Source organism: Arthrobacter sp. U41, from assembly GCF_007679325.1.
Lineage (GTDB): Bacteria > Actinomycetota > Actinomycetes > Actinomycetales > Micrococcaceae > Arthrobacter.
Genome location: NZ_VEGI01000004.1, coordinates 124,951 through 149,944, shown reverse-complemented (window position 1 = coordinate 149,944; position 24,994 = coordinate 124,951). Strand labels below are relative to the sequence as shown.

At 66.9% G+C, this 24,994-nt stretch carries 21 protein-coding genes; 11 read left to right on the top strand and 10 right to left on the bottom strand.

The genetic code is table 11. From position 1 onward, the window contains the following. Positions 1–16 precede the first annotated feature (16 nt). From FS787_RS18210 to FS787_RS13505, 3 genes are all read right to left on the bottom strand, one after another. Positions 17–310, bottom strand: a complete 294-nt coding sequence (locus FS787_RS18210; protein WP_260982557.1) for a hypothetical protein — start codon at positions 308–310, stop codon at positions 17–19. A 115-nt stretch (positions 311–425) separates the two neighbouring features. Then, positions 426–857, bottom strand: coding sequence for a very short patch repair endonuclease (locus FS787_RS13510; protein ID WP_144673012.1), 432 nt, complete (start codon positions 855–857; stop codon positions 426–428). Between the two features lie 61 nt (positions 858–918). After that, complete coding sequence (locus tag FS787_RS13505) at positions 919–1,353, bottom strand: pyridoxamine 5'-phosphate oxidase family protein (RefSeq protein WP_144673010.1); 435 nt, start codon at positions 1,351–1,353, stop codon at positions 919–921. A 203-nt stretch (positions 1,354–1,556) separates the two neighbouring features. Here FS787_RS13505 and FS787_RS18290 point away from each other — a divergent pair, with 203 nt between their 5' ends. Continuing rightward, positions 1,557–2,213, top strand: coding sequence for a DUF6318 family protein (locus FS787_RS18290; protein ID WP_222124073.1), 657 nt, complete (start codon positions 1,557–1,559; stop codon positions 2,211–2,213). A gap of 331 nt (positions 2,214–2,544) precedes the next feature. After that, positions 2,545–3,156, top strand: a complete 612-nt coding sequence (locus tag FS787_RS13500) for a hypothetical protein (protein WP_260982556.1) — start codon at positions 2,545–2,547, stop codon at positions 3,154–3,156. 28 nt (positions 3,157–3,184) lie between these two features. On the opposite strand, the gene FS787_RS13495 is transcribed toward FS787_RS13500, so the two are convergent. Further along, positions 3,185–4,513 carry a helix-turn-helix domain-containing protein gene (locus FS787_RS13495; RefSeq protein ID WP_144673322.1) on the bottom strand — a complete coding sequence of 443 codons (1,329 nt, stop codon included), beginning with the start codon at positions 4,511–4,513 and terminating at the stop codon, positions 3,185–3,187. 200 nt (positions 4,514–4,713) lie between these two features. Here FS787_RS13495 and FS787_RS13490 point away from each other — a divergent pair, with 200 nt between their 5' ends. From FS787_RS13490 to FS787_RS13480, 3 genes are all read left to right on the top strand, one after another. After that, complete coding sequence (locus tag FS787_RS13490; RefSeq protein ID WP_144673007.1) at positions 4,714–6,504, top strand: NAD(P)/FAD-dependent oxidoreductase; 1,791 nt, start codon at positions 4,714–4,716, stop codon at positions 6,502–6,504. A gap of 150 nt (positions 6,505–6,654) precedes the next feature. Next, complete coding sequence (locus FS787_RS13485; protein WP_144673005.1) at positions 6,655–7,713, top strand: 2,3-butanediol dehydrogenase; 1,059 nt, start codon at positions 6,655–6,657, stop codon at positions 7,711–7,713. Positions 7,714–7,792: 79 nt separating this feature from the next. Continuing rightward, positions 7,793–8,863, top strand: a complete 1,071-nt coding sequence (locus FS787_RS13480) for an alkene reductase (protein WP_144673003.1) — start codon at positions 7,793–7,795, stop codon at positions 8,861–8,863. Positions 8,864–9,276: 413 nt separating this feature from the next. Here FS787_RS13480 and FS787_RS13475 read toward each other — a convergent pair whose 3' ends face one another. Then, entirely contained in the window at positions 9,277–12,900 is a 3,624-nt protein-coding gene (locus tag FS787_RS13475) for a bifunctional RecB family nuclease/DEAD/DEAH box helicase (protein ID WP_144673001.1), read from the bottom strand. A 171-nt stretch (positions 12,901–13,071) separates the two neighbouring features. Here FS787_RS13475 and FS787_RS13470 point away from each other — a divergent pair, with 171 nt between their 5' ends. From FS787_RS13470 to FS787_RS13455, 5 genes are all read left to right on the top strand, one after another. After that, a complete protein-coding gene (locus FS787_RS13470) occupies positions 13,072–13,677 on the top strand; it encodes a heme-binding protein (RefSeq protein ID WP_144672999.1) in 606 nt (201 codons plus the stop codon). 152 nt (positions 13,678–13,829) lie between these two features. Beyond that, positions 13,830–16,283, top strand: a complete 2,454-nt coding sequence (locus tag FS787_RS13465; protein ID WP_260982566.1) for a Tex-like N-terminal domain-containing protein — start codon at positions 13,830–13,832, stop codon at positions 16,281–16,283. 182 nt (positions 16,284–16,465) lie between these two features. Continuing rightward, the gene (locus FS787_RS13460) at positions 16,466–17,860 is read left to right on the top strand and encodes an OFA family MFS transporter (RefSeq protein WP_144672995.1); all 1,395 of its coding nucleotides are present in this window, start codon (positions 16,466–16,468) and stop codon (positions 17,858–17,860) included. A 1-nt stretch (position 17,861) separates the two neighbouring features. Then, positions 17,862–18,005, top strand: a complete 144-nt coding sequence (locus tag FS787_RS18015; protein WP_186329200.1) for a hypothetical protein — start codon at positions 17,862–17,864, stop codon at positions 18,003–18,005. A gap of 76 nt (positions 18,006–18,081) precedes the next feature. Continuing rightward, a complete protein-coding gene (locus FS787_RS13455) occupies positions 18,082–19,845 on the top strand; it encodes a gamma-glutamyltransferase family protein (protein WP_144673320.1) in 1,764 nt (587 codons plus the stop codon). Between the two features lie 5 nt (positions 19,846–19,850). Here the strand turns inward: FS787_RS13455 and FS787_RS13450 are convergent, their stop codons facing one another. The 5 genes from FS787_RS13450 to FS787_RS18010 form a co-directional block, all read right to left on the bottom strand. Beyond that, a complete protein-coding gene (locus tag FS787_RS13450; protein ID WP_260982554.1) occupies positions 19,851–20,915 on the bottom strand; it encodes an alpha/beta hydrolase in 1,065 nt (354 codons plus the stop codon). A 71-nt stretch (positions 20,916–20,986) separates the two neighbouring features. After that, the gene (locus FS787_RS13445) at positions 20,987–22,699 is read right to left on the bottom strand and encodes an AarF/ABC1/UbiB kinase family protein (RefSeq protein WP_144672993.1); all 1,713 of its coding nucleotides are present in this window, start codon (positions 22,697–22,699) and stop codon (positions 20,987–20,989) included. A gap of 5 nt (positions 22,700–22,704) precedes the next feature. Next, positions 22,705–23,247, bottom strand: a complete 543-nt coding sequence (locus FS787_RS13440) for a PadR family transcriptional regulator (protein WP_144673316.1) — start codon at positions 23,245–23,247, stop codon at positions 22,705–22,707. Positions 23,248–23,407: 160 nt separating this feature from the next. Continuing rightward, on the bottom strand, positions 23,408–23,749 hold the full coding sequence (locus FS787_RS13435) for a hypothetical protein (RefSeq protein ID WP_186329199.1): 342 nt from the start codon (positions 23,747–23,749) through the stop codon (positions 23,408–23,410). A 30-nt stretch (positions 23,750–23,779) separates the two neighbouring features. Continuing rightward, positions 23,780–24,376 carry a hypothetical protein gene (locus FS787_RS18010; protein ID WP_186329211.1) on the bottom strand — a complete coding sequence of 199 codons (597 nt, stop codon included), beginning with the start codon at positions 24,374–24,376 and terminating at the stop codon, positions 23,780–23,782. A gap of 45 nt (positions 24,377–24,421) precedes the next feature. Between FS787_RS18010 and FS787_RS13425 the strand changes: the two genes are divergently transcribed. After that, positions 24,422–24,991: a hypothetical protein gene (locus FS787_RS13425; protein ID WP_260982553.1), complete on the top strand. Its 570-nt coding sequence runs from the start codon at positions 24,422–24,424 to the stop codon at positions 24,989–24,991. Positions 24,992–24,994: the final 3 nt, after the last annotated feature.

Genomic DNA, 24,994 nt, shown 5'->3' with positions numbered 1-24,994 from the left:
TCGTTCGGAAGCGCCGCTAGCTGGCTTCTTGCTCCACGGAAACAGACAAAAGATGGTTCAAGAGCGCCTTCTCAGGCTGGCCCGGGCAGTTGGCGAGATGCCAGCGGAGTTTCTCCCGCACCGGTGCCTCTTCCGGCCTGGTGTCCGAGAGAATCGCATCAATGATCGCGGATACCTGCAGACGCAGGGGCTCCAGATCCTCATCGACCTCGGGTGACCGCCGGACTTCCTGCGGCCGGGAATCGGGTGACGACTTCGAGGGCCGGGGTACGGTCCTCAGCGACGTGGTGGACCTCAGCAAGTGCGGCATCTGGCGCTCTCCCGTGGAGTAGAAAAGTTCGAGTAATTGCGGGCCCGGTAGGGTCCTGGTCCCCGAGTTCGCATGTTACCTGAGTCACACCGGTATGTCGCCTCTGGCGCGACGATTATTTTTGTGGCGTGTCCAGGAACTCGTCCAGCCGCTGCTCCAGCGCAGAGGCGTCTTTGAGCTCGCACTCCCAGACGGTGAGGACGTCCCAACCCGAGTGCTCCAGCAGAAGGCGCTGCTCGGCGTCGCGGTTCCGCGTCCGGGTGCGTTTGGTTTCCCAGAACTCGGCGTTGGCCTTGGGGGCGTGCTGCCCCACCCGGCAGTCATGGAAGTGCCAGAAACACCCGTTGACGAAGATGACTTTGTGGCGGCCGGCGAAGACCAGATCCGGGTTGCCCGGGAGGCGGCCCCCGCGGGAGGTGCCGTGCAGGCGGTAGCGGTAACCCTTTGCGTGAAGCAGTTTCCGGACCAGCAGTTCAGGCTTGGTGTTCTTGCCGCGGATCCGGGACATGTTCCAGCTGCGCCGTTCGGGGGTCAGCTTGTCCGCCATGAATTAAGTCTAGGCGGCGCCGGCCGGCCGATTCGGCGGCGCCGCCGACATCGAACTGTTGCTAGATGTCCCGCTCCGGGTGCTCGCCAAACTGGAAGTGGCGCCCGCTGACCTTGGTCGGCTCGATCTCGACGTAGAAGTCCTTCAGGGTGGGCACCCACGGCTTGAGCCCCAAAGCCTCAGCCGCCGCGATGTCGGCGGATTTGTCCAGCACCCGGGCCGTGCCGCGCAGGACAACCGACCATGCCTCGTCGGAGAGGATGCCGTCCGTCTCGAACAGCACCTTAGCGTTGATGGTCAGTTCCGCCAGCTTGTTGCCGGGGGCCGTCCGGAGGTAGAGCTTCCGGGCGCTCACGGCGTAGTTCACCGGGAAAATATCGGGTTCGCCGCCCACGATGACCACGAGCCTGCCGTGTTGGGTGCCCTCTATCAGCTTCCAGCTTTGATCGTCAGTGAGCACGAGGATGGGGTTGTCGTCTGGATGTTCGAAGATCATGGGTTCATTGTTCTGGCCGGTGTACAAAAGCGCCAGAGGCTTGTGCGGGTAAATAGGTGTGAGCCGAAGCACTTATGCCCGGGTGGGGAGGGGACAATCAAGCCCTGTGGATAACCTTGAGGCCCAGAATGTGACGTCGGTTACCCTTAAGGCATTGTTTGGCTGCACGCGTCTTGATTTTCTATCGGGGGGAATAGCTGACCATGACATCCCGCACTTCATCGTTAGCCCGCAGCAGGCGGGTTTGCGCCGTCCTGGTTGCGCTTAGCGTGTTGCCAGTTGCAGCATGCACTGGCGGAGGAAGCACACCAGGTGCAACAGCCGCCCCCGCGACATCGAGCCCGACGGCGACGCCGACACCCACTGCCACCCCCACGCCGACGGCCAGCTACAAACCCGCGGACGCCTCAGGCAGGGCGCAGAACGTCCCGGTTCCGGTGCTGCCGGAAGCGGCGAAGGCGGAGACGAAGGAAGGGCTAGAGGCGTTCGCGCGGTACTGGTTCCAATTGCTTAACTACGGATATGAGACCGGCGACGTTTCGCGGTTAGTGGCGATCACGAGTCCTTCTTGCAGAGCATGCGATCGGGCGACGACAGTCATGACAGGTTGGCATGAGGCAGGGCGGTGGATTGTCGGAGGAAAGACTAAAACTCCGTCGGTCAGCACGTCTTTCATCATTGCGCCCGATGGGAACTACCAAGTTGCTATCCAAGTTTCGCAATCGCCCCTCTCTTACTACAACGCGGATGGGACATTGCATCAAGCTGATCCAAAGCCCGAGGATACGGGCAATCTCATGCTCGCGGTCTTCCGCGACGGGGCATGGTACGTGAACAATATTCAGCCAATAGTCGGCTAGCCAAGTGAAATCCTCATGGCGGATCAGGGTGACTTTTGCGGCAGTGGTTACCGCGCTTCTGGCTTTACAACCCCTCCCCGCGTTTGGCGAAAATGACCTGCCTCCAATTACCGGGGACTGGGGTGAGGACACAGTTGATGTCGGAGGCTGGGTGGTCGACGCAGGCACTGGGCAGTTCGTATGGGCGGAGCCCGGCACTGTTGCCACTGATCCCCACCAATACAAATACGAACTGCAGTGCCACCTAGGTGCCGGCGACTTCGACACGGACTGCCTCGCTGATGTCGTGGATTGCCAGAACGGCCCCGACGGCCAGGACGGAATTCCAGTCGTGTGGCTGAAAGCACCGGCCGGAGTTCCGAATCCCACGTGGAGCTTCCACTCCGGGCCGACGTGTCTATTCGATCCGAGACCGGAGGACCTGCTACCCAGGATCGCCGCAATAATCCAAACGGAATTCCAGAGACTGCCGGTCGCCGCTGGATCCGTCACTGCCCAGCCGAGCCCGCACACACTCAGGGGAGCCGAGACCAACTTCTTCGCGGAAGCGGCCGAGCAGCAATTCGACATCACCATACTGGCCCAGAAGGTCCATGTGGTCGCCAAACCCGTCCAGTACACCTGGAGCTACGGCGACGGCTCCTCCCTTGGGCCGCAGACTGCGGCCGGGGGACCCCTCCCGCAGGACCGCTGGGGCGAAAAGACCGCCACCAGCCACGTCTACACGGCGACAGGCGATTTCCGGGTGGTGCTGACGACTCACTTCCAGGGGACCTACTCAGTCAACGGTGGCCCGCCGCTGCCCATCCCGGGCCAAGGGCAATTCAGTTCAGCGCCGCAGACTGTCAGCGTCTGGCGCTCCATCACACGCAACTACGCGGACGATTGCCTCCGCAACCCGCAAGGCCAAGGGTGCCCCGGCGTCGCGCCGCCGGCTCCCTAATTGTGAGGCCGTCGATCAGGCGCCGCAGTTACGCCCGCAGCTCCCGGTCGAGCCGTTCCATCCGGGCGCTCACCAGCTGACACCGCGGATCCTGCGGTCCCAACAGTGCGACGGCGGTTGCTGCGGCGGCCGTGTCCCCTGACCCCATGTCGCTGGTGTACCACTGCAGCATCAACTGTGCATCGCCGCTGGCCCGGACGGAGGCGGCAACGGCTTCGTTCAGTTCGTCCCGCATGAATCCGATGGCGAGGTTGACTGAACGGTTGAGGAGTTTGGCCGGATAGGCAGCCAGCGCCTGACGGACCCTGCCATCGCGCAGATGCGCGGCCACGCGGGCGGCATCCGTCACCAGCCTGACGGTTGGCGAGAAACGGTAGGGGTTTGCTTCCACCACATCGCCCAGGACGCTGCGGACCCGGTGCATCTCCGTCCGGATCGCCGCGGAGGTGCCCGCATCGCCATGGACCTCGTAAGCCAGTTCATCGGCGCTCCAGCCCCGGGTCCGGGAAGCCAGCAGGGCCAGGATCTCGGCACGCCGTAACGTCAGCGGCCGGTTGGGGCCGCCGTCGAGCGCCGCGGACGGCGCGTCACCCAGCAGCCGCAGCGCCAGCTGCGTCTGGCCCCCAGCGACGGGACGTCCCGTAGCCAACCCCTCTGCCTCGTCGGGCCTTCCGTCGGGGCCGGCGCCGGCAGATTTCAACAGCTCCTCGGCCAGCCGCACACCACACCGCACCAGGCGAAGACTGTCCGGCGTGACAGATTCGAAGGGGCCGGAAACATCCAGGACGCCCACCACCTCACCCGTCAACGGGTCACGAATCGGGGACGCGGTGCAGGCCCAATCGTGATGCGTCCGCACGAGGTGTTCGGCCGAGAAAAGCTGGGCCGGGCCGCCGGTCACCAGGGCCTCGCTGATGGCGTTCGTGCCCACCCCGGACTCGGACCAATCGGCTCCCTCCACGAACTCCAGCGAGTCGGCGAGTTTCAACGCCTGCTTGCTGCCCACGCGCCATAGCACCTCGCCCTCATGATCAGTGACGATCAGCAGGTGGCGCCCGGTCGCTGTCTCATCGGCCAGCAATTGTGACAGCGCGGGCATCACGGCGGCCAGCCGGTGGCCGGCGCTCAGGGAGCGGGCCTCGGACACTTCGTGCCGGTGGACGGGGCGGTGCTGGTCCGGATTGATGCCCAATGCGAGGGAACGCTGCCAGGACTTGATGAGCGACGGCGAGAGATGCTGACTCGGATTGCCGGAGATGGTGGCCTCGTGGGCCTTCCGGAGTGCCCGGGCGTACTCGGCTGGCGCGGACGACCTCAGGTCCGCGAGCTGCGTGATGGAGCGACCGCCCTGCCGCATGCTCATTCTCCCAACTCGCCTTCGAATCGTCGCACCCGGACCGCGCCCCGGCTCTGGCCTGCGTATGAGCTGGCCAGAGCCGGGAGAGTCGCGTGTAACCCGATTGTAACCCTCCGCAACCTTTACTTGTGATGCGGGTCACCGCGCGGTCCGGACGCCGCGCACGGAACGGCCCACAGCAAGCAACGGAAAGAGGAATCATGCCTGAGACACCAAACGGCGTGGTCGAGGTGTGGCTGGCGCAGTTCGATGAGGCACTGCGCAACCACAACACGGACGACGTGCTGGAACTGTTCGACGACGATTCGTACTGGCGCGACTTCGTCTCGTTCACCTGGAACCTCAAGACCCTTGAGGGCAAAGAGGACATCCGGCGCATGCTCAACGCGACCCTGGACAACGTCCAGCCGCACAACTGGGCCCTGGCCGAGGACGCCACCGGGGATGCCGGCAACACCGAGGCCTGGATCAATTTCGACACCGCCCAGGCGCGGGGCCACGCCCACCTGCGCCTCCGCAATGGAAAGTGCTGGACCCTGCTGACCACGATGCAGGAGCTCAAGGGCTTTGAGGAAAAGAAGGGGCCGCGCCGGGACAAAGGTGTCGCCCACCAGATCACGCGGGGCCGCAAATCCTGGCTGGAGCTTAAGGAGGAACAGGAGGCCCGGCTCGGCTACGAAGACCAGCCCTACACCGTCATCATCGGCGGCGGCCAGGGCGGGATCGGGCTGGGGGCGCGGCTGCGCAGGCTGGGCGTGCCCACCATCATCATCGAAAAGAATGACCGCCCGGGCGACTCGTGGCGGAACCGCTACAAGTCGCTTCACCTCCACGATCCGGTCTGGTACGACCACCTGCCCTACATGAAGTTCCCCGACGACTGGCCGGTGTTCGCCGCGAAGGACAAGATCGGGGACTGGCTGGAGCACTACACGCGGATCATGGAGCTGAACTACTGGTCCAAGACCAAATGCACCAACGCGCGTTTCGACGAAGCGTCCCGCGAGTGGGTGGTGGAGGTAGTGCGCGACGGCGAACCGGTCACCTTGCGTCCCAAACAGCTCGTCTTCGCCTTGGGCGTCTCGGGCTACCCCAGCGTCCCGGTGTTCGACGGCGCCGACTCCTTCCTGGGCGAGCAGTACCACTCGTCCAAGCACCCGGGCGGCGGAGACTGGACCGGGAAAAAGGCCGTGGTGATCGGCTCCAACAATTCGGCCCACGATATCTGCGCCGACCTTTGGGAACACGGCGCCGACGTCACCATGGTCCAGCGGTCCTCTACACACATTGCCCGCAGCGAATCCCTCATGGACCTCGCCCTGGGCGGGCTGTATTCCGAGGAAGCGCTGGCCAACGGCGTCACCACGGAGAAGGCCGACCTGCTCTTCGCGTCCCTGCCCTACCGCATCCTGCCCGAAGCCCAGATCCCGGTCTATGCCGAGATGGCCAAGCGGGACGCCGACTTCTACTCCCAGTTGGAGGCCGCGGGCTTCGACCTGGACTTCGGGGTTGACGGCTCCGGCCTCTTCCTCAAGTACCTGAGGCGCGGATCCGGCTACTACATCGACGTCGGCGCCTCGCAGCTCATCATCGACGGCCGGGTCAAACTCGCCAGCGGGGAAGTCGACAAGATCACCGGCAACGCCGTCGTGATGGCCAATGGGACGGAGCTGGAAGCGGACGCCATCATTTACGCCACCGGCTACGGGTCCATGAACGGCTGGCTGGCCGACCTCGTCTCACCCGAGGTGGCCGACGCCGTCGGCAAGTGCTGGGGCTTCGGCTCGGACACCCCCAAGGACCCCGGCCCCTGGGAAGGCGAACTGCGCAACATGTGGAAACCCACCAACGTGGAGAACCTCTGGATCCACGGCGGAAACCTTCACCAGAGCCGCCATTATTCCAACTATCTGGCGCTGCAGCTCAAGGCACGGATGGAGGGACTGCCGACGCCGGTCTTCGAGCTCCAGCCCACGCACCACACTCGGTAACCCGGGGGCAGTGACAATCCCACGCCCGGGATCCAGACTGGGGCGGCGGCCACTTTCCCTGAATAGCCACTTTCCCTGACTAGCCAACGACCTGCCGTGGATGCGCTTAACCGGCGCATCCACGGCCCCGTCATACGAAGGATGAAAACCATGAAAGCAGCACGTTTCCACGCCCGTGAAGACCTCCGGATCGAAGATGTGCCGGAGCCTGAGCTGCGTCCCGGGACGGTGAAAATCGCCGTCGCCTGGTGCGGGATCTGCGGGACGGACCTCCACGAGTTCCTTGAGGGGCCCATCTTCACGCCGCCGCCCGGGAACCCCCACGTGCTGTCCCATGAGGCGGCCCCGGTCACACTGGGGCATGAGTTCTCCGGCACGGTCGAGGAACTGGGGGAAGGTGTGACGGGGCTCGCGGTTGGGGACAGTGTGGTGGTGGAACCCTATATCGTCTGCAACGAATGCGGTCCCTGCCTCAGCGGTCACTACAACCTGTGCACCAAGCTGGGCTTCATCGGGTTGGCGGGCGGTGGTGGTGGCCTGAGCGAGAAGGTCGTCGTTGACACCCGTTGGGTGCACCCCGTGGGCGACATCCCGCTTGACGAGGCCGCCCTCATTGAACCCCTCGCGGTGGCGTATCACGCCGTCGGCCGGAGCGGCCTCAAAGCCGGGGACGTCGCCGTCGTCGGCGGTGCCGGACCGATCGGCCTGCTCACCGCGGCGGTCCTCAAGGGCATCGGCATCACCACGATCGTTACCGAGCTCTCCGCCGCCCGCAAGGACAAGGCCGTCTCGTCAGGGGTCGCGGACCACGTCCTCGACCCGAGCTCGGACGACGTCAAGGCGCGCGTGCTGGAGCTGACGAACGGCGCCGGGGCCGACGGGGCGTTTGAATGCGCGGGGGTGAACGCGGTGCTGGATACCATGCTCGACGTCGTGCGGCCCGCGGGCGTCGTGGTCAACGTGTCGATCTGGGGGCACCCGGCCACCGTCGACATGCAAAAAGTCGTCCTGAAGGAAATCGATCTGCGCGGCACCATCGCGTACTGCGGCGACCACGCGGCCGCGATCAAGCTGGTCCAGGAGGGCAAAGTCGATCTGAAACCCTTCATTACGGGAAGGATCGCCCTGGCTGACCTGGTGGACAAGGGCTTTGACACGCTCATCAACCACAACGACACCGCGGTCAAAATCATCGTCCACCCGTCGTGATCCGAGTCTCACCTGGAATAGTTGCAGGCGCCGCGCAGTTGCTGCCAGAGAACCCAATCTCTGGTGAAAGGAACTGCGCATGCTGTTTTCCCCGATGACCCTCGGCGAGCTGGAACTGCCCAACCGACTCGTGATGGCGCCGCTGACGCGCGTCCGCTCCGGCAAGGACGGCGTCCCCGGTCCGCTGCTGGTGGAGCACTACCGGCAGCGGGCGTCGCTCGGCCTGATCGTCAGCGAGGGCACCTACCCCAGCCGCGCCGGCCAAGGCTTCCCCGGCCAGCCGGGTCTGGTGACCGAAGAGCAGCTCCGGGGCTGGTCCGACGTCACGGCCGCGGTGCACGCCGAGGGCGGCAGGATCTTCGCCCAGGTCATGCACGCCGGACGCGTCACGCATGAGGACACCAACGGCGGCCACGAGGTGGTCGCTCCCAGCGCCATCGCGATCGACGGCGAGACCCGCACCTACGAAGGCAAGAAGCCCTTCCCGGTTCCCCGCGCACTGTCCACCACGGAGCTGCCGGGGATCGTCCAGGAGTTCGTCACTGCCTCCCGGAACGCGATCGGTGCTGGGTTCGACGGCGTCGAGCTGCACTCCGCCAACGGCTACCTGCTGCACGAATTCCTGTCACCGTCCGCCAACCAGCGCGACGACGTCTACGGCGGCTCGCCCGCGAACCGTGCACGCTTCGTCATTGAGGTGGCGCAGGCCGTGGCAGACGCCGTCGGCGCGGACCGGGTTGGTATCAGGATCTCACCGGAACACAACGTCCAGGGAGCGCTTGAGGTCGACGCGGCAGATGTCAATGAGACCTACACCGCCCTGGTGGATGCCCTGGCGCCCCTGAAGCTCGCCTACCTCAGCGTGCTGCACAAGGAACCCGCCAGCGAGCTGGTTCAGGATCTGCGCGCCCGCTTCGGCGGAACCTTCCTGCTGAACTCGGGCTTCGGCGTCATCACCACCCGCGAGGAGGCCGTCGCGATTATTGAAGATGGCCACGCTGACGCCGTCGTCGTCGGCCGCCCCGCGATCGCTAACCCGGATCTGGTCCGCCGCTGGCGTGAAGGACTTCCGACCAACGAGCCGGACCCGTCCACCTTCTACACGGACGGCGCCAAGGGCTACACCGACTACCCGGCGTACCAAAACTAAGGCGCACGCAGCCGGCAGCACGCTCGGGGCTGGCAGCACGCGCGCCGCTGGACATGTGCCTCGTTAGTCATGACTAGTGTACATGTCCCCGCGGCCGCTACGCCCGCCGATGGACATGTCCCCGCGGCAGCTACGCCCGCCGATGGACATGTCCCCGCGGCAGCTACGCCCGCCGATGGACATGTCCCGCGGGACCCAAGACCAGTGGACAGAATGCCATTCTGCCCACTGGTCTTGGCCACGAATGAGGATGTCCGGCGGGAGCCAACGTTCGCTGCTGGACGTGTCCAGCGGGACTCACGAGCAGTGGGCAGAATGCCATTGTGCTCACTGGGTACGGCCAAGAATGGGCATGTGCCCCCCTGAATGCGGTGGCGAGGAATGGGCATGTCCCGCGGGCTGGCGGGCAAAGCTCAGGCAGCCACCGACCGCTGGCACAGCCCGATGAACCCGCCCAGCTGCTCCAGGCCCTCGGGGTGCGCGGGGAGGTAGTTGGTCAGCTCGGGTGCCCGGATGACGACGGCGCGCCATTGGCCGCGGGAGACCGCCACGTTGATCCGGTTGCGCGAAAGCAGGAACTCCATGCCGCGCGGCGCCTCGGCCACCGCCGAGCACGCCATGGACACAATCACGACGGCGGCTTCCTGGCCCTGGAATTTGTCCACCGTTCCCACCCGGACGCCGGCGAGGCCCGCGGCTTCCAGGGCGTCGCGGATGACGTTGACCTGGGCGTTGTAGGCCGCCACCACCAGGATGTCGGCGGCGTCGAGAGGCCGGGTACCCTGCTCCGCATGCCAGCTCAGCCCCAGGTGGCGCCGCACCTGGCGGACCACCTCGGCGGCTTCCTCGGTGGAGGACGTGATGTTGCCGCTGTGCTCCACCATGACGGTTTCGATCCCGGCCGGAACCCCATCAAGCCGCCGGAGGTCAGCGGCCGGGGCCGAGCGCAGCCTGCCCTCATAAGAGAGTTCGGAGACGGCCCGGCACAGCTCCGACGTCATCCGCCACGAGTCGGCCAGGAAATAGCCAAGTTCCGGCGGAAGCGTGGCATGACCGGCGGAAACCCAGCCCAAGGCCGACTCGTCCACGGGTTCGGGGTGTGCACCCTGGCTGACCTGCGGCAACTGCTGCGGATCACCCAGCAACAGCAGCCGGCTGCTGGCCTGGGCCACGGCCAGGGTATTAGCCAGGGAAAATTGGCCGGCTTCGTCGATCACCAGCAGATCCAGCGACCCGGGCGGGACATTGGACCCCGTCATCGTCCACGCCGTGCCGCCGATCAGCGCCCCGCCGGGCGAGCCGAGCAGGCGCGCCACATCCTTCACCGAGCGCTGCTCCCACGGAAGGGGCTCCGAGTGTTTCACTTCCTTGGCGACCCGGGTGGGATCGACGCCGGCCTTGGCCACCGCCGTCTTCAGCAGATTCTCCACCACGGCATGCGACTGGCCGACAACGCCGACTTTCCATCCGCGGGCCACCAGCCGGGCGATGACGTGCGATCCCACGTGGGTCTTGCCGGTCCCGGGAGGACCCTGCACCGCGACGTACGAATGGTCCAAGGCACCGACAGCCTCCGTGATCGCGTCAATGAACCGGTCCGGACCTTCACCGGGGGCGGGCAGCCGCGCCCCTGCGGCAAGGCGCGGCGGAACCCGGCGGACCAGATCCAGGGCCGGATGGTGCGGAAAAGCGGACGGGCTGCCGCGCAACGCGGCGGTGACGCCGGAGGCCAGGGCCGCCAGGGCGTCCTCGAGGCTCTTCGTGGCGAGCGGCTGGTCCTCGGTCAGCGCAACGGGCAGGTCGTTGTGGGGCTGAATCTTCCGGTGCAGCCGGTCCTGGATGATGACGGTGTCCTTGCCGTCCTCATGTCCCAACTCCAAGACCTCGGTGCCGAACCATCCATTCCGTCCTTTTCCGTCCTTGCCGGTCCCCTCCAGCCCGACGGGAAGCGGGGGCGCGTACATGCGGAACCATTTGCTGCCCTCGCGGAGGTCCGACCCGGGACTCACGGTTCCGGTGAGCTTGACCCGTCGCTCCGGCAGCTTGTTGCCAATCTGCTGCCAGTCGTCGATGAACTCGGCGGACTCAACCAGGAAGACGTTGCGGTCCTGCTGGTGATGCGTGTCGGGGCCGTTCTCGCAGCGGTCGAAGTGCGCCCACCAGAACGCCTTGCGCTCCCGGCGGTGATAGCTGACCGCCGCCGCCAGCATGGACACCGCCTTGCGGTCGTCCTCGGAGAGCCCGACGCCGGACCCCGCCAGTTCGGCCAGCGCCGCTTCCAGCGGGTCCACGTCAGCGGAATCCGCTCCGGAATCCGCTCCCGCGCCGGCCGCCGTCGTCGCGGATGCCCTGTGGCTGCCCGTCTCCATCGCGCCGCCCGGCCGGATGCCGCGGGCACGGGCCAGGCCCAGGAGCCAGTTCCGGAGCTCCAGCGTGGAGAGGCAGTCGTATTCGTTGTAGTCGGAGATCCCGGCGAGGATGGCGGCGGCTTCCTCGGCCCGGCCGTCGTCGCGCGCGTCGCAGTAATGGGCGTAGGCAACCACCGAGGCGCCGGCGTCCTTCACGTCCCCGGAGCGCAGGTTGGTCCCCATGTAGAGCGGCTCGAGCTTCTTGATGCTGTAGGAGTTCTCCGAAATCCGGATGCTGTTCCGGACGGTCTGGTACAGATCCACCAGGAGTCCGTCCCGCAGCCACCCGTCGACGATGTCCTCGCCGGCCACGTGCATCACGGAGAGCTTCCGGAGCGCCGTCTTCTCGTAGGCGGCATAGTGGTAGACGTGCATGTCCGGGTAGTCCTGCCGGCGCTTCTGCACATACTCGAGGAAGTCGAGGAAGGCCTGCTTCTCCGCCTCCCGGTCATGGGCCCAGAACGGTTTGAACACTCCGGGGACGCCGGGTCCCGTCGGCGCTTCGATGACGCCGAACAGATACTCCAGCCCCCAGACCCCGGTGGCGGACTCCTGCCACAGCGGATCGCCCTCGAAGTCGAAGAAGATGTCGCCGTCGCTGGGCGGGGGAAGCTCGGCCAACGTGTTGTTCGGAATCACGCCGAAGCGGATGCTGTGCTCTTCGCCGTCCTTGAGGAAGCGGACCTCACCGTCCGCTGCGCCGACGCCGCTCTGCATTCGGGCCTGCTCCTGCAGGCGCAACAGCGAGGAGTTGGGACTGGCCAGGGTGGCTTCCGCGAACTCCCGGACCGTGCGGATACCGTCGGCACGGAGCTTCTTGCGCTGGGCCGAGTTCATCCGCGCCACGAGGAGCAGGTCATCGGTGGCGGCGACCTGTTCCTGGCAGTAGTCGCAGCGGCCGCAGGCGGTGAGCCCGGGCGCCTCCCACTCAACGGGGCCGGGCTGCGCCATATGCGATGAGGTCAGCGCCAGGAAGCGGTCCCGCCGCTCGCGGAAGACCGGCAGGATGTCCGAAAGTTTGTGGTGGCTGCGGACGTAGTCGAAGCCACCTTCAGGGAGCTGAACCGTCGCACCCAGGACAAGCGTCACCATCGGGTCCGGGGTGATCCCGGCCTGCAGCAACTGGTCGCCGTAGGCGGCCAGCTGGAGCAGTGCAGTCACTTTGGCGTGGCGGGCCAGCTTGGTGTCGAACACGGCGTAGCTGCCGTCGGCCTGGCGGACCAGGAAGTCCGAGCGGCCATGGAACCGGCCGTCGAAGAACGCGGCCTGGAACACCACGTCGGCGCCGGAACGCAGGGCATCAATGGACTCCCGGTGCTTGGCCAGCAAAGTGGCGCGGTCCGTGGCCGCAGCCGGGACGACGTCGTAGACGCCGCGTCCGGCGGCCGGATCCCAAGGGCCGAACTCCTCGACGAAACCCTCGAGGACCTTGCGCTCGTGACGGTCGCCCAGCACGGCGGCGTGCCGGAGCATCTCGTCGTCGTCGAAGACAGCCTTGGGGGACCGGCCCAGCTTCTCGTCGAGCTTCCGGAGCAGCTGGTACTCGCAGCCGGCCGCGATGACGAGGTCGCTCGCGGAAAAGACCAGGTCCCGTGCGGAACTCGGCACTTCCGGTTCAAGAAAAAACACTGTGCCCCCGATGCTTACTGCCGTGATGGAAGGTTCTGCCGCCTGGGACGTGCAGTCAGCGCAGCCTCGCCGTATGTTCTTCAAGCTATCAAAGCCCTCCGACAATCCGTCGACCACAGCGGCCGGAGAGGGCTGGTTCTTGTCGGAGGCCCGGCGTATGGTCTGAGGACCATGACCGAACAGCAGCCCTATGAGCTGGTCCAGCGCTTCGCGCACTTCGAGCTGCGCCGCTATCCCGCGTCCGTTGTGGCCGAAATACAGGTCACCACGACGTTTGACCGGGCCGGGAACGCTGCCTTCCGGGCCCTGTTCAACTACATCAGCGGCAGCAACAACGCACGACAGAAGCTGGCAATGACGGCCCCGGTGCTCCAAGAGCCCGGTCCTTCGCAGAAGCTGGCCATGACCGCCCCGGTGCTCCAGAGCGGTCCGCTGCCGGGAAGCGACGATACCGCTGACTTCGTGGTCGCTTTCGTGCTCCCCGCTGACGTGACGGCGGAGACGGCCCCGGTCCCGGTGAACTCCCAGGTCCAGATCCGGACCGTCCCGGGGTCCCTGACGGCTGCCCTTCGGTTCTCGGGGAGCGGCTCGGAAGCTGCCTTTGAACGGCGCAACGAGGGCCTCCAAGCGGCCCTGGTGCTGGCCGGGCTGACGGCCGTGGGACCGCCCCGGTTCGCCCGCTTTGATCCGCCGTTCAAACCGTGGTTCCTCCGCCGCAACGAGGTCCTTCAGGACGTGCAGGAGCCTCCTCCACCTCCGGGCGAGCCCGGCCCCTGACCCCGGTAAGGCAAAATGGCTGGGTGACCCAACTCCCGCAGCGCCCCTCCCCGCCAGCCTCCGCAACGCCCGCCACGAGCCAGCCCGCCCGGCCCCAGGCGTCTCAGGCCCCGTCGCCCAAAACCAAAGCGCCGCAGACCCAGGAGTCCGGCATCGCCGCCCAGATTGCCGCTGAACTGGGCGTTCAGGCCTGGCAGGTCAAGGCCGCCGTGGACCTGCTCGACGCCGGGTCCACCGTTCCCTTCATCGCCCGGTACCGCAAGGAAGCCACCGGGACGCTCGATGACACCCAGCTCCGCGATCTCGAGGAGCGACTGCGCTACCTGCGCGAGCTGGAGGACCGCCGCCGGACCGTCCTGGAAGCGATCGCCGCGCAGGGCGCGCTGACTCCGGAACTGCAGGCCGCCGTCGTCGGCGCCGACACGAAGTCGCGGCTGGAGGACATCTACCTGCCGTTCAAGACCAAGCGGCGGACCAAGGCGCAGATCGCCCGCGAGGCCGGGCTGGAGCCGCTTGCCGACGCGCTGCTGAAGCGGCCCGAGCTGGACCCCGAGCGTGAAGCCGCCAAGTACCTCAATGCGGAACACTCCATCGGGGACGCCGCCGCGGCGCTCGCCGGCGCGCGCTCCATCCTGGTGGAACGCGTCGCCCAGGACGCCGACCTCGCCGCCACCCTGCGGGAACGGCTTTGGACGCAGGGCCGGATGGTGTCCCGCGTGAAGAAGGGCAAGGACGCCGAGGGGCAGAAGTTCAAGGACTACTTCGAGTTCTCCCAGCGGCCTTCGGCGATGCCCTCGCACCGCGTCCTGGCGCTGCTGCGCGGCGAAAAGGACGGTGTGCTGGAGCTGGACCTCGCCGAGGCTGAACCGAACGACGACGCCGCCCTCACCGCCGCGCGCGGCCGCTACGAAGCCGCCGTGGCACGCTTCCTCGGGGTCGCCGACCGCGGCCGGCCCGCCGACGCCTGGCTGCTCCAGACCGCACAGCTCGCCTGGCGCTCGCGGGTGCTGGCCCGGCTGACCGCGGATCTGCGGAGCCGGATGTTCGCAGCCGCCGAAGACGAGGCCGTGCGGGTCTTCGCCGCCAACCTCCGGGACGTGCTCCTCGCGGCGCCCGCGGGAAACCGTGCCACCCTGGGCCTGGACCCGGGACTGCGCACCGGGGTCAAGGTCGCCGTGGTGGACGGCACGGGCAAAGTGGTGGCGACGGACACCATCTACCCGCACGCCCCGGCCCGGAAATGGGACGAGGCGCTACGGGTACTCGTCGCCTTGGCCCGGAAGCACGGCGTCGAACTCGTGGCGATCGGCAACGGCACAGCGTCGCGGGAGACGGACAAACTCGCCGCTGAACTGCTCAAGCAGCTCGCCGCCGGCCAGGACCCTGCGAACCAGGGCGGCATGCCGCAGAAAATCGTGGTGTCCGAGGCCGGCGCCTCAGTGTATTCGGCCTCGGCACTCGCCGCGGCCGAGCTGCCCGGCATGGACGTGTCCCTGCGCGGCGCCGTGTCCATTGCCCGGCGCCTGCAGGATCCGCTGGCGGAACTCGTGAAGATCGAGCCGAAGTCGATCGGCGTCGGGCAGTACCAGCACGATGTCACCGCGGCCAAGCTGGACCGCAGCCTCGACGCCGTGGTCGAGGACTGCGTGAACGCCGTGGGTGTCGACGTGAACACCGCCTCGCCGGCGCTGCTGAGCCGGGTGGCCGGCGTCGGACCGCTGCTGAGCGAAAACATCGTGGCGTACCGGAACGAACACGGCCCGTTCAGCAAGCGCACCGAGCTGAAAAAGGTGCCGCGATTGGGCGCGAAGGCGTTCGAGCAGTGCGCCGGGTTCCTGCGCATCACCGGGGGAGCCGAACCTTTGGATGCCTCCAGTGTGCACCCCGAGGCGTACCCGGTGGCGCGGAAAATCAAGGCTGCTGCCGGCGGGAAGGGGGAGGCCGCAGGAAGCTACGCCACGCTCAATCCGCAGGACTTTGTCGACGGCTCCTTCGGCCTGCCCACCGTGCAGGACATCATCGCCGAGCTCGAGAAGCCCGGCCGTGACCCGCGTCCGGCCTTCGCGGCGGCGACGTTCTCGGAGGGCATCGAGAAGATCTCCGACCTCCGTCCCGGGATGGTGCTGGAAGGGACGGTGACCAACGTGGCGGCGTTCGGCGCGTTTGTCGACGTCGGGGTGCACCAGGACGGCCTGGTCCACGTCTCCGCGCTGGCCAACCGCTTCGTATCCGATCCCCGCGACGTGGTCAAGTCCGGCCAGGTGGTGCGGGTCAAGGTGCTGGAGGCCGATCCGGAACGCAAGCGCATCTCCCTGACGCTACGGCTCGACGACGAACCGGCCGCGCCGGGCGGGCGTGCGGCGCCGCGCCCGGACCGTTCGAGGCGGGAGGCACCGGCCAGGCAGGCGGCAACGCAGGCGCCGGCTAAGCAGGCGGGGCCGGCTAATCAAGAGCCGAGGCAGAACGCGGGTCAGCCGTCCGGGAAGGCATCGGGGAAGCCGGCGCCAGACCGGCGGACGCCGGCCAAGCAGGCGCAGAAGCCGGCGCCCGCGCCGGCCAACACGGCGATGGCCGAGGCGCTCCGGAGGGCCGGGCTCGGGAAGTAGGCTCCGGGGAAACCCGACTAGGCCAGCGCCACCGCTCATCGCGGAATTCCTACCGTTCGTCGCACAAGTAGTACGTTTGCTGTCGATCTGCACCATGATTGCCGGAGGCAACGGCCCAATCTGGGGTCTTTCGCCTCTATGCGCTGGGACACCGACGTCTTCGACAAGCAAGAGGAGCACTTATGGGCTGGCTGGACCGTGAACGAACGATCGCCCCGCCGGGATTCAACAGGTGGCTGGTGCCGCCCGCGGCGCTCGCCGTGCACCTGTGCATCGGCCAGGCGTACGCCACAAGTGTCTACAAGACCGCGCTCGTGAAGCACTTCGGCGCCAGCCTGACCGAAATCGGCGTGATCTTCTCGATCGCGATCGTGATGCTGGGACTCTCCGCCGCGATCATGGGCACGTGGGTGGACAAAAACGGTCCGCGCAAGGCGATGTTCGCCTCGGCCGTGTTCTGGGCCAGCGGCTTCCTGATCGGCTCGCTGGGGATCTTCAGCGGCCAGCTGTGGCTGGTGTACCTGGGCTATGGATTCATCGGCGGCATTGGCCTGGGCATCGGCTACATCTCTCCGGTCTCCACCCTCATCAAATGGTTCCCCGACCGGCCGGGCCTCGCCACCGGGATGGCCATCATGGGCTTCGGCGGTGGCGCCCTCATCGCCAGCCCGGTCTCCACCGCATTGCTGAAAATGTACGACCCCAACTCCGGCGCTCAGGGCTGGGTGGCCAGCGGCGACTCCGTCGGCAAGCTCTTCCTGACCCTCGCCCTCGTGTACCTCGCGTACATGATGTTCGGCGCGTTCACCATCAAGGTCCCGGCCGAAGGCTGGAAGCCGGCCGGTTTCGATCCCGCCAAGGTCAAGGCCGCCACATTGGTCACCACGGACAACGTGTCCGCCCGGAACGCTGTGAAGACCAAGCAGTTCTGGCTCGTCTGGATCGCCCTGTTCTGCAATGTGACAGCGGGAATCGGCATCCTGGAGCAAGCCGCACCGATGATCCAGGACTTCTTCCGCCAGTCCGACGGCGTGTCCCTGGTGAGCGCCGCCGTCGCCGCCGGCTTCGTGGGGCTGCTCTCGATCGGCAACATGTCCGGCCGCTTCGCCTGGTCAGCCACCTCGGACGTGACCGGCCGCAAGCGCATCTACATGATGTACCTCGGCGTCGGCGCCGTGCTGTACACGGTGCTGGCACTGGCCGGCTCCAGCAGCACCTTCCTCTACGTGGCCCTCGCGTTCGTCATCATCTCCTTCTACGGCGGCGGCTTCGCGACCGTCCCGGCCTACCTGCGGGACCTGTTCGGCACCTTCCAGGTCGGAGCGATCCACGGCCGGCTCCTGACGGCGTGGTCCGCGGCCGGCATCGCCGGACCCTTGATCGTCAACGCGTTCCTGGACGCCCAGGGGAAACCCGGCCAATTGACCGCAGCGTCCTACCAGCCCGCGCTGCTGACCATGGTGGGGCTGCTGGTGATCGGCTTTGCGGCGAACCTGCTGGTCAAGCCGGTCGACGCCCGCTTCCACGAACCACGCCCCGACCGTGTCCGCTCCGAAGAACCTGCCATGGAGGCCTGAGATGAGTACTGCGCAGACAACTGCGAACCCGACACCTGTAAACCCGTCGACCGGGAAGCTGGTGGTCGCCTGGGCGCTGGTGGGAGTGCCGCTGGGCTACGGCGTCTACGAGACCCTGACCCGCGTGGCGGCCCTCTTTGGCTGACATCGCCGCCGGTTCCCCGGCATTCACCCGGCCCGACACGTTCACCACCCGGCCCACGCTGCAGGGCACCTTCGGGATGAGCGCCTCCACACACTGGCTCGCGACGGCGGCCGCCCAGGCGGTGCTGGAGCGCGGCGGCAATGCGTTCGACGCCGCGACAGCGGGGGCTTTCGTGCTGCACGTTGTCGAGCCGCACCTGAACGGGCCCGGCGGGGACATGACCGGCGTCTTCGTCACCGCGGAGGAGCCCGGCAGGCCTGTCGTCCTCATGGGGCAGGGTCCGGCTCCGGCCGGAGCCAAGGTGGAGCACTACCTGGCGGAGGGCCTGGATCTGGTGCCCGGCTCGGGCGCGCTGGCAGCGGCGGTTCCCGCCGCCGTCGACGCCTGGCTTCTGCTGTTGCGGGACCACGGGACCTGGGAACTGGGGGACGTGCTCGACTTCGCGATCGGCTATGCCCGCGACGGGCACCCGATGCTGGGCCGGGTGGGGACCACCATCGCCGCTGTGGCGGAGCTGTTCCAGACCCACTGGCCCACATCGGCTGAGCTGTGGATGCCCGGAGGCAGGATCCCGGCGGAAGGGGAGTTGGTCCACAATCCTGCGTACGCCCGGACGCTGCAGCGGCTGGCCGACGTCGGGACCGCCGGACCGGCTGGGCATTCCCGCGAGGGCCGGATCGACGCCGCCCGCCGCGAGTGGAGCGAGGGCTTCGTGGCCAAGGCCATGGTGGAGTCGGTCCAGACTCCGCACCGGCATTCCTCAGGTACGGATCACCGGGGAGTCCTCGCGCTGGAGGATCTCTCAGAATTCCAAGCAGGCTACGAGGACGCCGCCACGGTAGAGTTCCGCGGACACACCATCGCCAAGACCGGGCCGTGGGGGCAGGGTCCCGCACTGCTCCAGACGCTCGCCATTCTTGAGGGGTTCGACGACGAGTACCTCGATCCGTCCACCGAACTCGGCGCGCACACCATCCTGGAAGCCCAGAAGCTGGCGCTCGCGGACCGGGAAGCGTACTACGGCGACACGGATGTGCCCTTGGACCAGCTCCTGTCCGCCGAGTACTGCGCCGGCCGCCGGGCGCTGATCGGAGAGCAGGCCTCGCACGAATTCCGGCCCGGCTCGGTCCCCGGATATGAGCCGTATGTGCCCGAGCTGCGGACCCACTACACACCGCCGACGGGTGCGGGCTCAGCGGGTTCGGCCGGGCTGGGCGTGGGGGAACCCACCGTTGCGCCCAGCGGGGAGACCCGCGGCGACACCTGCCATATCGACGTCGTGGACCGCTGGGGGAACATGGTCTCGGCCACGCCGTCGGGCGGCTGGCTGCAGTCCTCGCCCGCTGTCCCGGAACTGGGGTTCTGCCTCGGTACCCGGCTGCAGATGACCTGGCTGGAGCCGGGAACGCCCTCTACCCTGACCCCGGGGAGGCGGCCGCGAACCACCCTCACGCCAACTCTCGTGCTGCGGGACGGCAAGGCCGTGACCGCCCTGGGGTCGCCGGGCGGTGACCAACAGGATCAATGGCAGCTGCCATACCTGCTGCGCACAATCGTGGGCGGATACTCACCGCAGCAGGCCATCGACGCCCCCACCTTCCATACGACGTCAATGCCAGGATCGTTCTGGCCGCGCACCTGGGAGCCCGGCGGCGCTGTTGTCGAGGACCGGCTGGGGGAGGACGTTATCGCGGGACTTGAACGCCGTGGTCATGCCGTCACAGTCGTGGGCGGGTGGACGCTGGGACGCCTGTCCGCCGTCGTGCGTGATCCCGCGACCGGGGTCCTGCAGGCGGCGGCGAATCCGCGCGGCGCGCAGGGGTACGCTGCGGGGCGGTAACGGCACTATCCGCGAGGGCCGGACCCGAGCCCGTCCATAAACCGGGTCGACTCCGCGGCGATCTGCTGCTGGGCCTCTTGGCGGGAGATGCCTGGCTCGCCGTCCCCGGGTTGTTCGCCGTAGTCCCCGAAAAACGCGTGCACCCCGCCCTCCACCGTCGCGAAACCGGTGGCCGGCGGCAGTAGGGCCTTCGACGCCGAGATCTTGTCCGGAGTGGTGAGTCCGTCGTTGGAGCCGGAGATGGACAGCACCGAGAGGTCGGTGGCGTCCGCCATGCTCTCGGCGGGGTACGAGGCAAACAACACAAGCCCCGAGACGTCCGTGTTCGCCTTCGCGAAGGAGGACGCGCTGACTCCTCCCAGCGAATGGCCGCCGACAGCCCAGGAAGTGACCTCGGGGTGTTCATTCATCGCGCCGCGGGCCTGGCTGATGTCCAGCAAGGGGATGCCCAGGGGTACTTTCAGAATGACAACGAGATAACCGGCGTTCGCGAGCGGACCAAGGAAGTCCTGATACGCGCGCGCATCAACCCGTGCCCCTGGGTAAAAGACGAGTCCCGCGCGGGCCTTTCCTTCCGGGACGAGGGTAACGGTGGTGGCCCCTTCGATGGTGGTCCCCGTGGTCTGGCCGTCCGCACCGCTGGGCTGGTGGGGGAACGGATTGAGCCACGCGAACCCCGCCACGAGAGCCAGGGCGGCCAGCCTGCCTGCGAGGCCCCGGACCAGTTGCCAGTGTGAAACTGTGCGCCGGTTGGGCTGGCGGTTTGTCGGACCCTGCTGTTTGCTGCGAGACCAACCCTCGAGCAGGGTGCTGCGCTTGACCAGCATGAACGCCCAGAGAAGACCCGCTGCGGCAGCAACAAACAGCAGGACAGGCAGCGCCGGGTGGCCGCCGAGGACAGCGCTGTTGCTCAGCAGCATCCAGAGCGGAACCAGGATCAGCGCACCCGCGGCGAGGGCGCCGCCCCAGTTCAGGATCGAGGACCTCCAGGAAGTGGGATTGGGCCCTGTGGGGATGGGACCGGTCGTTTCGGTGGGGTTCGCAGGACGAAAAGGCAGGCCTTCGTTCACAGCTTGATGATATCCCCCGGCAGCGGAACCCTGTGGTGTCCGGCCACGGGAAGACCCCGTCACCGGCTCGATCAGAGGCCGCCGCGCCCCGCCCACAATCCATGCAGCAGCGGAACCGCCGACGCGATCATCAGGAGATTGCCAAGCACGGTGTCGTCCGCCCGGACCACGGAACCGGCAATGAGCAGGGCACCGAAGATCAGCGCCGACGCCGATCGCTGCATCGTGCGGTCAATCCGCCTAACCTGTTGCTCAAGACGCGGATTGGCAACCGACAGTGAACCGTCCTCAAGCCGGGTGAGCAGCCCGTCCAGGCGTTTCGGCAGACCCAGCGCCGTCCCGGCGGCATCGAGCGCCTGCTGGGCAACGTCCTGCACGATGTTGCCGCGCTCGTCGCGCAGCAGCTGCGCCGCGTAGGGTTCCACCGAGTCCCACAGATTGAACCGGGGGTCCAGGGAGCTGCACACACCCGATGTCAGTGACATCGCGCGGATAATGAGAAGGAAGTTCTCCGGCATCTGGAACGGCAACGAGCGCACCACGTCGCCGAACTCGACCGCAAAGTCCCGGAACTCCCGGGGGTCCACCTCGCGAAGCTCTGCGAAGCCCATCCCGCCAAAGCGGGCAAAGAGGTGCGTCATCGCCCGCTCAAGCTCGACCGTGTCGGCCGAGGGCACCAATACCCCCACGTCGCTGATCGCGGACATCAACCCCTTGCCGTCACGCGAAGCGGCCGCGATGAGCAGCTTCCGCAGACCGCTGCGCGTGCTCGCCGGAACCTCGCCCATCATGCCGAAGTCGATGAAGGTCAGCTTCCATGGGCGCTCCGCGGATGTATCGGTAACCGGCGTGACAAATATGTTCCCCGGGTGCGGATCGGCATGAAAAAAGCCGTTCGCAAAAATCTGGTCGAACATGACCGAGGCAAATCCAGGTGCAACCTGGGCCGGATCGATGTCCGCCGCCAGCAGAGCCTCCGAGTCCGTGATCTTGATCGCCGTGACGTCTTCGAGGGTGAGGACGCGGCGGGTGCTCCGTTCCCAGACGACGTCGGGCACTTCCACCCGGCCGTCGTCGGCGAAGTCAGCAGCGAACCGTCCCGAATTCGCTGCTTCATTCAGGTAGTCGATCTCCTCAAGACTGGTCTGCGCAAACTCCTCGACCAGGGCGGGCATGTCGGCACGATCGGACACCAGGCGCACGTGGCTGAGCCAGCCGCCGACCTTGCGCAGGGCCGCCAGGTCGACGTCGACAATGGCGTTGATGCCCGGCCGCTGTACCTTCAGCACCACGCGGTCGAGCCCGGTGTCGGCGGCGTCGCCCGGGCGAAGCCGCGCCCGGTGCGCCTGCCCGAGGGACGCTGCTGCGATCGGTGTCTCCTCGACCGAGGCGAATAACTGCTCCAGCGTCGCGCCCAGCTCAGCTTCGGCGAGGGTGCGGATCGCCGAGAAAGGGACCGGGGGCACCTCATCCTGCAGCCCCTCAAGTTCCTGGGTGATCTCGGGCGGCAGGACGTCCAGCCTGGTGGACAGGAACTGACCGACTTTGATCATGAGACCGCCGAGATCGACAGCCAGCACATGGAAGCTCTGCGCGAACCGCTGCATCCTTTTGGTCCTGGTGCGCTCGGCCAGCCGCGCCAGTCCGAGGCGAGGGAGGAGCAGCTCAAACCACCATGTCACCGCAAGATGCCATGCGGCGAAGCGCAGGATGCGGCGGTACCGGGCACGGTGCTCCCCGGCGCCGGGTACCGGATCTGCGCGGTCCCGGCGAACCGACGTCACTCCCGTCAGCCCTGGGCGAGGATCGCATACAGCCGGCGGCGAGCGTCGTCGAGCACGGCCACGGCCTCCTGCACCTGCTCCGGCGTGCCGGTGCGGCCCACCTGAGATGCGGCTTGTGCGAGCTCGACGCCTGCCTTGGGTAGCGCCGTGAAGCCCGTCCCCGCCGCCGGTGCCGTCGAGTCCCAGGGCGCTGACATGCCGGCACCCGCCATCTCCTCGCGGCCCGCGTCCGTCAGGGAATAAATCTTGCGGCCGTTGGATTCCTCCGCACGGATAAGGCCCTCGTCGGCCAACAGTTGAAGCGTGGGATAGACGGAGCCCGCGCTGGGCTTCCAGGTGCCGCCGGTGCGCTCCTCGATTTCACGAATAATCTGATAGCCGTGCATCGGGCGCTCGGCGAGAAGGGCCAGCACAGCCGAGCGCACCTCGCCACGCCCCGCCCGGGCACCCGGGCGCTTCTCGAACCTCGAACGCAACTCCTCTACGGCCTGCCACATGCTGTCTACATTGCTGCCGCGAAATCCGCCTGCCGGGTAAGAACTGCGCATCATGCTCTCCTCTGGAAAACCGTGAACGATATACAACGATAGTCAACGATACGCTTGTAAATGTGCGAAACCAAGAGGGGCGGCGACTTGCATCAACGGCCTAAAACAGGCCCCTGCAGCAAATATCAGTGAATGACGATTCCTGGTGACCCTCGTTGCCCTAACGTGAACCGGCAGCGTCTTTTCCATATGCTTTCCTCGCATGCTGCCAGGCCAGTCCTGCCTGAGTGCCCGAAATAAACCCACCGAACCAGGCGATTCCGGCTGGGCCCAACACCAAACAGAGGACGAGGGACAGCACCAAAACCAGCATGGCAAGCCATCGCCAGGGCGGCGAGAAACGCAGCAGCCACACACCGACGGCCAGACCCGCGAGTAATGCAACGACCTCCTGTGGCACGTGGTCCTGAGGCCCTGCCACAATCACCGCGACCGTGGCACTGAACAGCACGCCGCTCAGGACCAGAGCAACCCTCACCGGATGCTCAGCTTTTCTTCCCACAACAACCAACCCTTTCTAGGCCTGTTTTGCTCACCATCCGAGTGCGCTTTGCAGTTGGTCGCCACCGAAGCCGACACTGCCGCCTCCAAAGGCGCCTCCCCACAGTCCCACGGTATTCGTCTGGTTGTAGTTGAACATGCCGTTCGCAGTCCGACGCGCAAAGTACGGCATCTGCCTTAGCGTGCTCACACCTGTCTGGTTGAACGCCGGTATACGCCCCACAGGTATCGCGGCAGCACCCGCTCCAAACAGGCCTGTCGCCCCAGCCTTCACGGGGTCAATCGGATCCCCGGCGATGACGTTCTCCAGCATCGAACCTGTTCCCGCACCAGCGCCACTGATGGCCATCGTTCCGGCCCTGGCAACCATGCCGGTCGACGACAATGACATCCCTCTGGCGAGGCTACCACCGGCCGGTCCCGCCAGGCCGCCTACGGCACCGGCGAAGCCACCACCTGCGATCTTGCCAGCAAAGTCCCAGCCGCTATTGATACGCCATCCGTTCTGATGAAGGTAGCTGGCGGCGCCGGCACCCGCACCGACGACCCCGTTGGCGCCAGCACTGACTCCGAAAGCGGCCGCGGCTTGGCCTGCCGGGGCACCCGCAATAATGCTCTTGGTCCACATGGCTGCACCTCCACGTGCCCGGCGGTCACGTGGGACGGGGCCTCGGTGAGCCGGAATCAGGCCTCGATCACCGGCCTGGACGTCGGGTGCGGCTGGAAGGTCTCGGGGTTGGAGGTCCCGGCGGGAGGCTCAGTCCAGGCAACCGCGACGGTGTCGGTGTCACCTGCGGACCAGGATGCACTCGACGCGTGGCTGCGGGCCGGGTCCGAGGCGACGACGGCCGCCACGCAGGACCCTGACGTCAAGGGCACGGTTTATGCCGTGCAGCGCCTGAAGGGAGTGGAGGTGCGCACCCCGGCGCGCGTCGTGACGCCCAGCCCTCTGAAGATCACCCTGGTGCCAGTGTGGGCCGGCGGCGCCGACGAGCTGAACCCGCTCTATGTCAGTCCAGCGTCGGGCAAGCCCTCGCAGATGCTCGCCGCGGTAAGCGGCGGCGAGAAGGGGGTACGGTTCTCCGACGGCTGCGGCGGGGCGCTCGCAGTGGACAGCGCGGGGCTCACCGTGACGGCCCTGCAGATCACGCCCCAGTGCACCGTGCGCGCCAGCGTCGGGAACTTCACCGAGCTGCAGTCGCCGAGCTTCGGGATCACATCCCGCGAGAACTCGTCAGACTGAGAT

Coding starts and splice junctions, on each gene's coding strand:
- FS787_RS13495 (WP_144673322.1), bottom strand. CDS start 4,513: ATGCGGCAGGGCGGTCGCTCCATCACGCAGCTCGCGGACCTGAGGTCG.
- FS787_RS13490 (WP_144673007.1), top strand. CDS start 4,714: ATGCCTGAGACACCAAACGGCGTGGTCGAGGTGTGGCTGGCGCAGTTC.
- FS787_RS13470 (WP_144672999.1), top strand. CDS start 13,072: ATGACCGAACAGCAGCCCTATGAGCTGGTCCAGCGCTTCGCGCACTTC.
- FS787_RS18015 (WP_186329200.1), top strand. CDS start 17,862: ATGAGTACTGCGCAGACAACTGCGAACCCGACACCTGTAAACCCGTCG.
- FS787_RS13480 (WP_144673003.1), top strand. CDS start 7,793: ATGCTGTTTTCCCCGATGACCCTCGGCGAGCTGGAACTGCCCAACCGA.
- FS787_RS13460 (WP_144672995.1), top strand. CDS start 16,466: ATGGGCTGGCTGGACCGTGAACGAACGATCGCCCCGCCGGGATTCAAC.
- FS787_RS13440 (WP_144673316.1), bottom strand. CDS start 23,247: ATGCGCAGTTCTTACCCGGCAGGCGGATTTCGCGGCAGCAATGTAGAC.
- FS787_RS13510 (WP_144673012.1), bottom strand. CDS start 857: ATGGCGGACAAGCTGACCCCCGAACGGCGCAGCTGGAACATGTCCCGG.
- FS787_RS18290 (WP_222124073.1), top strand. CDS start 1,557: ATGACATCCCGCACTTCATCGTTAGCCCGCAGCAGGCGGGTTTGCGCC.
- FS787_RS13505 (WP_144673010.1), bottom strand. CDS start 1,353: ATGATCTTCGAACATCCAGACGACAACCCCATCCTCGTGCTCACTGAC.
- FS787_RS13455 (WP_144673320.1), top strand. CDS start 18,082: ATGAGCGCCTCCACACACTGGCTCGCGACGGCGGCCGCCCAGGCGGTG.
- FS787_RS18210 (WP_260982557.1), bottom strand. CDS start 310: ATGCCGCACTTGCTGAGGTCCACCACGTCGCTGAGGACCGTACCCCGG.
- FS787_RS18010 (WP_186329211.1), bottom strand. CDS start 24,376: ATGTGGACCAAGAGCATTATTGCGGGTGCCCCGGCAGGCCAAGCCGCG.
- FS787_RS13485 (WP_144673005.1), top strand. CDS start 6,655: ATGAAAGCAGCACGTTTCCACGCCCGTGAAGACCTCCGGATCGAAGAT.